We start from the raw sequence: 6,567 nt of genomic DNA, 5'->3' as shown, positions 1-6,567 counted from the left end.
CGCGCTTGGAGGTGGAGACGGGATTTGAACCCGTGTAGACGGCTTTGCAGGCCGTTGCCTCGCCTCTCGGCCACTCCACCAGGAGTGAATACAGGGGTTCGGGAAGATCCCCCACATCGAGCGGACGACGAGATTCGAACTCGCGACCCTCACCTTGGCAAGGTGATGCTCTACCAACTGAGCCACGTCCGCTTGTCGTTTCCGTTTCGCTTGCGCGTCCCGGCGACGTGTTGAACTCTAGCGGATTCCTGGGCCAGCACAAAAACGCGTTTCCGCAGCGTGCTGACCTGCGCGCCGATCCGGGTGCCCGGCCCGGCGTCCCCGAGGCTTCGCGCCGCGTTCACTCGCCGTGTCCCCCGGGTGGCGCGGAGCCGCCACGCACCCGTCCGGTACGCCTCCGTCGACGGACCTAGACTCGATGCGTGCACGACCTTGCTCCTCTGGCCCGCTTCGGCGGCCTCGTCGCGACCGACCTCCGGGACGTCACCCACGACCCCGAAGCCCTCGACAGCTCCGGCTTCTGGGCCGTCTGCGCGGACTTCGAAGGGCGTCTCACCTGCGCACGCTTCGGCGACGTGCGGCCCGATCCCGTCCCCGCGCCCCTTCCGGGCGCCTGGCGCGGGCCCGCCGCCGGTGACTGGACGTCCTCCCTCGACCGAGAGGCGTACGTCGCGGGCGTCCGGCGCGTGCGCGAGCACATCGCGCGCGGCGAGGTGTACCAGGCGAACCTGTGCCGGGTGCTGACCGCGCCGCTGCCGGACCCGGCCGCCGCCGACGTCGACGCCCTCACCGCGCTGCTCGCCCTGGGCAACCCCGCCCCCTACGCCGGAACGATCCGGCTGCCCGCCCACGGCGTGGAGGTCGCCACCGCGTCCCCGGAGCTCTACCTCCGCAGGGAACGGGCCCTGATCACCTCCGGCCCCATCAAGGGGACCGGCCGCACCGTCGCCGACCTCCTGCCCAAGGACCACGCCGAGAACGTGATGATCGTCGACCTGGTCCGCAACGACCTGGGACGCGTCAGCGAGACCGGCTCCGTCGCCGTCCCCGCCCTCTGCGCGACCGAGGAGCACCCCGGCCTCGTCCACCTCGTCTCCACCGTCACCGGCGTCCTGCGCGCGGACGCCGGCTGGCCCGAGCTGCTCGACGCCACCTTCCCGCCCGGCTCCGTCACCGGCGCCCCCAAGTCCAGCGCCCTGCGGATCATCGAGGCCCTGGAGACCGCCCCCCGCGGCCCGTACTGCGGAGGCGTCGGATGGGTCGACGCCGACGCGGGCACCGCCGAGCTGGCCGTCGGCATACGGACCTTCTGGATCGACCGCCCCGAGGGCGTGCTCCGCTTCGGCACAGGCGCCGGGATCACCTGGGGTTCCGACCCGGAGCGCGAGTGGGAGGAGACCGAGCTGAAGGCGGCCCGGCTCGTCGCGATAGCGTCGGGCGCCTACGAGTCAGGCGCCCTTGCGGCGAGCGGAAAGGCCACTTCTCGATGAAACTCTGGGTCAACGGCGGGCTGCACGACGCGGAGACCGCCCTGGTCTCCGTACTGGACCACGGACTGACCGTCGGCGACGGCATCTTCGAGACGGTCAAGGCGGTCCGGGGAGAAACGTTTGCTCTGACCCTCCACCTGGAGCGGCTCACCCGCTCCGCCCTGGGTCTCGGCCTCCCCGCCCCGGACCTCGACGAGGTCCGCCGCGCCTGCGCCGCCGTCCTCGAGGCGAACCCGATGGAGCTGGGGCGGCTCCGCATCACGTACACCGGCGGCCTCTCGCCGCTGGGCTCGGAGCGCGGCGACGCCGGGGCCAGCCTCGTCGTCGCCCTCGGCGAGACCGGCCGCCGCGCCGACTCCACCGCCGTGATCACCGTGCCCTGGACCCGCAACGAGCGCGGCGCCCTCACCGGCCTCAAGACCACCTCGTACGCCGAGAACGTGGTCGCCCTCGCCAGGGCACGCGAGCAGGGGGCCTCGGAGGCGCTCTTCGGCAACACCGTGGGGCAGCTCTGCGAGGGCACCGGCTCCAACGTCTTCGTCGTGGTCGACGGGCAGCTCCTTACCCCGCCCGTCTCCTCCGGCTGCCTCGCCGGCATCACCCGCGCCCTGGCGGTGGAGTGGACCGGCGCCCAGGAGGCCGACCTGCAGCTGGACGTCCTGGACAGTGCCGAGGAGATCTTCCTGACGTCGACCCTCCGCGACGTCCAGGCCGTGCACCGGGTCGACGGGCGCGAGTTGTCGCCGGCGCCCGGGCCGCTCACCGCGAAGGCGATGCGGATCTTCGACGAGCGGGCGGCGGCGGACGCCGACCCCCGTCTCGGGTAAACCTGATGACGGATGGCCCCGGGGTGGGTAGAACACCTGTGATGACCACCACCCTGCGGCCGGCCGAGCCGCTTCAGCAGACGCCCGACGGCGGCCGTGCGCGTACCTACGACGTGTGCGTGAACAGCCGCCGTGTCGGCTCCGTCCGCCTCTCCACCGACCCGGGATTCGGCGCCGCCTCCGGCGTGATCAGCGGTCTCGGGGTCGACGAGCCCGACCGCGGACGCGGCCGGGGCACGGTCGCGGCGCTCGCCTCCGAGGAGGTGCTGCGGGGCTGGGGCTGCGTCGAGGTGCAGATATCGGTGCCCGCCGACTCCGCGGCGGCGCTGCGGATGGCCCGCTCGCTCGGCTACACCGAGCGCAGCCGGAACATGGTCAAGGAACTGCCCGCCGAGCCGCCGGAGCTGCCGGAGGGCGTCGAGGTCCGGCCGATGACCGAGGCCGAGTACGTCGGGTGGGAGGTGCGCGCCAGGGAGCAGTTCGCCCAGAGCTGGATCGACCGGGGCGTTCCCGCGGAGCAGGCCCGCGCCAAGGCCGAGGGCAGCCACCGGAGGTTCCTCCCGGAGGGCCTGGCGACGCCCGGTGTCGCGATCCACGTCGTCGTCCGCGACGGCCGGCCGGCCGGCCATCTGTGGACCGGCCGGATGGAACTGGAACCGGGGCGGTGGGCGGCCTTCGTGTACAACATCGAGGTCGAGGAGGAGCAGCGCGGGCGCGGCTACGGGCGGGCGCTCATGCTGCTCGCCGAGCGGGTGGCGCGGGAGGCCGGGGACACCCTGCTCGGACTGCACGTCTTCGCGGGCAACACCCCGGCGATCCGGCTCTACGAGTCGCTCGGCTACCGCACCACCCATGTCAACAGCGCCAAGGAGCTGCGGTAGGGGAGCGGGGCGTCAGGCCCCCAGGAGGCGGTCGGCGATCTCCTCGATGCGCTCGCGCAGGCCGTCCTGGCTCTGGCCGCCGTCCAGGCGCTCGCCGCCGATCACATAGGTCGGCGTGCCGGTGACCTTGATCGCCTTGCCCTCGGCCTCGTCCGCGTCGACGGTCAGCAGGTGCCGGCCGTCGATCAGTGCGGTGTCGAACTCCTCGGCGTCCAGGCCGAGTTCGGTCGCCACCTCCATGAGGACCGGCTCGCCCCGGTCGGCGAGGTCGGCGGTCCTGGCGAGCAGCGCCTCCGCGTACGCCCAGCCCTTGCCCTGCTCGAAGGCCTCCTCGGCGGCCTGGGCGGCGGCGTACGCGTGCTTGTGCTTCGCCAGCGGGAAGTGGCGCAGCTGTACGTCGAGCCGGTCGCCGTACTTCTCGCGGAGCGCGCGGACGTCGTCGAGGGCCTGGAAGCAGTCGGGGCACTGGAGGTCGAACCAGGCCTCCAGGACGACGGGGGAGGCGGGTGCGGTGGTGGAGTCGCTCATGACAGCAGTCTCCCTCACCGGGAGAGGGCCCACGAGGCACCCCCAGGGGGTGCCCAGGGAGGAGATCCGGCCGGGCCTACCCGGAGATCTCCCTGATACCGGCCTCGGGACATGGCCCCGGGCGGTCCCCTCGGTGCAGGATGGAAGGGACGTATCACCCGGGGTCTGGAGGACCGCATGCTCGCCGAGACGATCTGCTCCGCGGTGGCCGCGGCGGGCCTGGGCATCGCCGCCGTCGCGGCGTACCGGAAGCGATTCCTGTCCGCCGCCCGTATCGCCGCCTACGCGCTTGTGCCGCTCGGCCTGGTGATGACGGGGGCCGTCGACTGGATCGCGGACACGGCGTTCAGTCCTGTCGCGTGGGCCGGGTTCGGTGTTCTCGGCGTGGCCTGGCTGCTCTTCCTGTCCACCAGGGCGGTCGAGCGGCGTCGTGGCGGCCGTGTGGAGAGCGCCGGCGGAGCCGACGTGCCGAGAGCAGTGGCCCCCGGGGCTTCGGCGCCCTCGCGCGCCGTGACGGCGAAGCCGAAGGCCGGGCAGGCCGGAAGGACGGGCGAGTCCGCCGGTGACGACTTCAGCGACATCGAGGCGATTCTGAAGAAGCACGGAATCTGACCGCTTCTGGCGATTCCCGTTCCCATGATCCACGGGAAGGGGTGAACAGCCCCTGCCAAGGGGCGTGTTGCGGGATTTCCGGGGTCGTGGGTACGCCATCATCCCCCCGAGATGCTGGATACCTCGCGGGAGCCCGTCCCCGCCACCGATGCCCCTGCCGAAGAGCCGCGCGGCTGCCTGTTCGCGCTCTCCCAGCCACCGTTGATGATCTTTCTCGGGGTCATCGGCTGTCTGCTGCTCATGGCCGCCGTGTACGACCTCTTCGTGCTGTGACGGCTCTGCGCGCTCCGACCGCTCCTCGTGCTCCGGCGGCTCCCGCCTCAGCCCGCCGCTTCCTTGCGGCGCGCCCGGTAGGCGGCCACGTGCAGACGGTTGCCGCAGGTGCGGCTGTCGCAGTAGCGGCGCGAGCGGTTGCGGGAGAGGTCGACGAAGGCCCGGCCGCAGTCCGGCGCCTCGCAGCGCCGCAGCCGCTCCTGCTCGCCCGCCACCACGATGAACGCCAGCGCCATGCCGCAGTCGGCCGCGAGGTGGTCCGCCACGGAGGCGCCCGGCGCGAAGTAGTGCACGTGCCAGTCGTAGCCGTCGTGGTCGGTGAGCTGCGGCGTGGTGCCGGCGCCGGCCACCAGCTGGTTGATCAGGGGGGCCGCGATCCGGGCCTCCGGCGCGGAGAAGACGGCCGCGAACTTCTCGCGCACCTCGCGGACGGCGCGTAGATCGGCGGGGCTCAGGTCGCCCACGTCGCTGACCTTGTGGGCGCGGACGAAGGTTCCCAGCCCCTCCAGGTCGGCGAGCTCGTCGGCACGGTCGCCCTGGGGCGCGGTGTTCATCAGATCGACGACGGTGTCGAGGGCGATCCGGGTGTCGTGGGGGATCAGCACGATTCGCTCCCTGGCCGGCCGCGGGCGGGCGCCCGCGGAATGGCGCTGACTTTAGCGCGACCGGGAAAAGGCACCGGCGCCCACCACCGCGCCGGCTGCGCGGTGGTGGGCGCCGGATGTCGTGCCTATGTGACTGCCCACGCGGCGCCGTCGCCCCGAGTCGGACGGCGCCGTGCGGCTCTCGCCTGGCTCAGCTGTCGGCCAGGATGTGGGAGAGCTCCGTATCGAGGTCGAAGTGCCGGTGCTCGGTGCCCGGTGGCACGGCGGCGTCGGTCCTCTTCAGGAACGACTCCAGGGCCCTCGCCGGGGCCTCGAGCAGGGCTTCTCCCTCGGGGGAGCTCAGTGCGATGCAGACGACTCCCTGACCGTGACTCCGGGACGGCCAGACGCGGACGTCGCCCGTGCCGGTGGGCCTGTGCAGCCCCTCGGCGAGAAGGTCGCGGGCGAAGACCCACTCGACCGTCTCCTCGGCTCCGGTGTGGAAGGTGGCGTGCACGGCATAGGGATCGGCCGTGTCATACCGCAGGCCCGCGGGTACAGGCAGTGAGGACTCGCTCGACACAACGAGGCGCAGGTGCAGCTCGCAGCTGACCGTGGTGTTCATAAGCGCCAGGGCCTTTCGCTCAGTGTGCGCTCGGGGATTCGCACGTCGGCGAAATCGACATGCCACCTCCGGTGCCGTTGTAAACCCCTCTGTCGGTTTTGTGAGTGTTCAGGACACTCGATCGGGTGCGTGTGACCTGCGGTAATACCGCCATTCCGGTGACGGCTCCGAGTCCGGTAAGTTGGGGGGTATGAATGCGGAGAGTGACGAGCGCACCGGGGAGTCCGCAGACGGCCAGGAAGCCGAACTGGGATCCCGCGCACCGGAGTTCATCAAGTCCCGGCGAGGCCTGCATCTGAGCTGGCAGGTCGGCGTCTTCATCGTGGGGCTCGCCGTGGTCGGCGCCGGAGTGGTGATGCTGCCGCTGCCCGGGCCCGGCTGGCTGGTCATCTTCGGCGGCATGGCGATCTGGGCCACCGAGTTCGTCTGGGCGCAGCTCGTGCTCCGCTGGACCAAGCGCAAGGTCACCGAGGCCGCCCAGCGCGCCCTCGACCCCAAGGTCCGCCGCCGGAACATCATCCTCACCACCATCGGCCTGGTGATCATCGCCGTCCTGCTCGGCGTCTACCTGTGGAAGTTCGGCTTCGTCATGCCGTGGAAGATCACCGAGTGACCCTGGGATGGTTCGGGAGCCCCGCTGACATGCGGTAATGTTTGCGGTGCACCGGGGCGATTAGCTCAGTGGGAGAGCACTTCGTTCACACCGAAGGGGTCACTGGTTCGAACCCAGTATCGCCCACCACCCGG

At 71.6% G+C, this 6,567-nt stretch carries 9 protein-coding genes and 3 tRNA genes; 7 read left to right on the top strand and 5 right to left on the bottom strand.

The window, feature by feature from the left end:
* Positions 1–6: 6 nt before the first annotated feature.
* Both ACIA8N_RS20370 and ACIA8N_RS20365 read right to left on the bottom strand, forming a co-directional pair.
* Positions 7–80 (bottom strand) — tRNA-Cys (locus ACIA8N_RS20370).
* Positions 81–119: 39 nt separating this feature from the next.
* A tRNA-Gly gene (locus ACIA8N_RS20365) sits at positions 120–192 on the bottom strand.
* 230 nt (positions 193–422) lie between these two features.
* Here ACIA8N_RS20365 and ACIA8N_RS20360 point away from each other — a divergent pair.
* From ACIA8N_RS20360 to ACIA8N_RS20350, 3 genes are read left to right on the top strand one after another with little or no spacing between them, the layout of a single operon-like run.
* Positions 423–1,490 (top strand): chorismate-binding protein, encoded by a 1,068-nt coding sequence (locus tag ACIA8N_RS20360; RefSeq protein WP_365785057.1) that lies wholly within the window; start codon positions 423–425, stop codon positions 1,488–1,490.
* Positions 1,487–2,317: an aminodeoxychorismate lyase gene (locus tag ACIA8N_RS20355; protein WP_365785059.1), complete on the top strand. Its 831-nt coding sequence runs from the start codon at positions 1,487–1,489 to the stop codon at positions 2,315–2,317. Before ACIA8N_RS20360 ends, ACIA8N_RS20355 begins: the two co-directional genes overlap by 4 nt.
* A gap of 41 nt (positions 2,318–2,358) precedes the next feature.
* The gene (locus tag ACIA8N_RS20350; protein ID WP_365785061.1) at positions 2,359–3,198 is read left to right on the top strand and encodes a GNAT family N-acetyltransferase; all 840 of its coding nucleotides are present in this window, start codon (positions 2,359–2,361) and stop codon (positions 3,196–3,198) included.
* A 12-nt stretch (positions 3,199–3,210) separates the two neighbouring features.
* Here ACIA8N_RS20350 and ACIA8N_RS20345 read toward each other — a convergent pair whose 3' ends face one another.
* A complete protein-coding gene (locus tag ACIA8N_RS20345; protein ID WP_365785063.1) occupies positions 3,211–3,726 on the bottom strand; it encodes a DsbA family protein in 516 nt (171 codons plus the stop codon).
* Positions 3,727–3,903: 177 nt separating this feature from the next.
* Between ACIA8N_RS20345 and ACIA8N_RS20340 the strand changes: the two genes are divergently transcribed.
* Both ACIA8N_RS20340 and ACIA8N_RS20335 read left to right on the top strand, forming a co-directional pair.
* The gene (locus tag ACIA8N_RS20340; protein ID WP_365785065.1) at positions 3,904–4,338 is read left to right on the top strand and encodes a hypothetical protein; all 435 of its coding nucleotides are present in this window, start codon (positions 3,904–3,906) and stop codon (positions 4,336–4,338) included.
* Between the two features lie 111 nt (positions 4,339–4,449).
* Positions 4,450–4,611 (top strand): hypothetical protein, encoded by a 162-nt coding sequence (locus ACIA8N_RS20335; protein WP_169749523.1) that lies wholly within the window; start codon positions 4,450–4,452, stop codon positions 4,609–4,611.
* A 47-nt stretch (positions 4,612–4,658) separates the two neighbouring features.
* Here ACIA8N_RS20335 and ACIA8N_RS20330 read toward each other — a convergent pair whose 3' ends face one another.
* Together ACIA8N_RS20330 and ACIA8N_RS20325 are read right to left on the bottom strand one after the other, a co-directional pair.
* On the bottom strand, positions 4,659–5,216 hold the full coding sequence (locus tag ACIA8N_RS20330) for a CGNR zinc finger domain-containing protein (protein ID WP_365785067.1): 558 nt from the start codon (positions 5,214–5,216) through the stop codon (positions 4,659–4,661).
* A 190-nt stretch (positions 5,217–5,406) separates the two neighbouring features.
* Positions 5,407–5,820 (bottom strand): SsgA family sporulation/cell division regulator, encoded by a 414-nt coding sequence (locus ACIA8N_RS20325; protein ID WP_015032345.1) that lies wholly within the window; start codon positions 5,818–5,820, stop codon positions 5,407–5,409.
* 190 nt (positions 5,821–6,010) lie between these two features.
* On the opposite strand from ACIA8N_RS20325, the gene ACIA8N_RS20320 reads away from it, so the two are divergent.
* A complete protein-coding gene (locus tag ACIA8N_RS20320; RefSeq protein WP_365785069.1) occupies positions 6,011–6,433 on the top strand; it encodes a TIGR02611 family protein in 423 nt (140 codons plus the stop codon).
* A gap of 54 nt (positions 6,434–6,487) precedes the next feature.
* Positions 6,488–6,562: transfer RNA gene (locus ACIA8N_RS20315), tRNA-Val, on the top strand.
* The last annotated feature ends 5 nt before the right edge of the window (positions 6,563–6,567 follow it).

The sequence above is a fragment of the Streptomyces sp. NPDC051822 genome (genome assembly GCF_044452745.1).
Taxonomy (GTDB): Bacteria; Actinomycetota; Actinomycetes; order Streptomycetales; family Streptomycetaceae; genus Streptomyces.
This window is presented reverse-complemented; position numbering and strand designations above follow the sequence as displayed.